The sequence below is a fragment of the Psychrobacter sp. 1U2 genome (genome assembly GCF_051847575.1).
The window spans coordinates 1-925 of the sequence record NZ_JBPYDC010000639.1; the positions used below are offsets into that span (position 1 = coordinate 1).

Below are 925 nucleotides of genomic sequence, written 5' to 3' on the forward strand. Positions count from 1 at the left end.
GGATAATCAATAATAGCAGTATATAAAAAACATTATCGTCAACTCAAAATTGGAATCACCTATGTCAGACACTATTGAAAAAAATATTGAAAATCCAAACAAAGCCGAGGTGTGGTTAAGTCGTAGCAACCCACATCATAGAGCTACAGGTTTGATACCAAACTTTCAAGAGATGGTAAACCATCAGTTTTACAAAAATGAAAATACCATAGACGAGCTCAACCTACAAAATAACTATAGAACAGACGGCGCAGGTTTACTGATAGAGGTTACTTGTAAGCATTTACAACAAAATCATAAGCAAATTCAAGAAAATATCCAGACACTGAATCAAGATAAGAATGCCATCATAAAAAGTTGGCAGAAGATCTCTACGCCAAAAAAACTATGGCAAGAATGGTTGAGCTACAGTACAGATAGTAGTAAACGACTTTTACAAACAGTCGATGTACTTAAAGAGCGTGGTGATATTTTTCTTGAGCATGAGCTGGCTGGCTGCCCGCCAGTCTTAGATTATGACTACCAAGTAATCATGGATGCAACCAAGTTTGAACGCCCATGCAATTACGTCTTGCTAAGAATAGAACCACCTAAAGGGATTGTCACCAACGACGATGAGCGCCCTTATATCGTGATTGACCCCAGAGCTGGCCATGGTGCAGGTATTGGTGGCTTTAAGCATGAGAGTCAAGTCGGTGTCGCACTTAACAAAGGCCATCCTGTGTATTTTGTGGCATTTAAGCGTCTTCCTGAGCCGACGCAAACCATTGCCGATATTACTTATGCTGAAGGAAAGTTTGTCCGTGAAGTAGAAAAAAGACATCCCCATGCACAATCACCAGTAATCATTGGTAACTGTCAAGGTGGGTGGGCGGCGCTTATTTTGGCTGCAACCAACCAAGATATCAAAGGGCCTATCGTCTTG

1 protein-coding gene is annotated in these 925 nt (G+C 40.9%); it reads left to right on the forward strand.

The features are described from left to right. Nucleotides 1-61: 61 nt before the first annotated feature. Nucleotides 62-925 (forward strand): DUF3141 domain-containing protein (locus ACS8FD_RS17790; protein ID WP_439276828.1); only part of this gene is annotated, 864 nt, incomplete at its 3' end.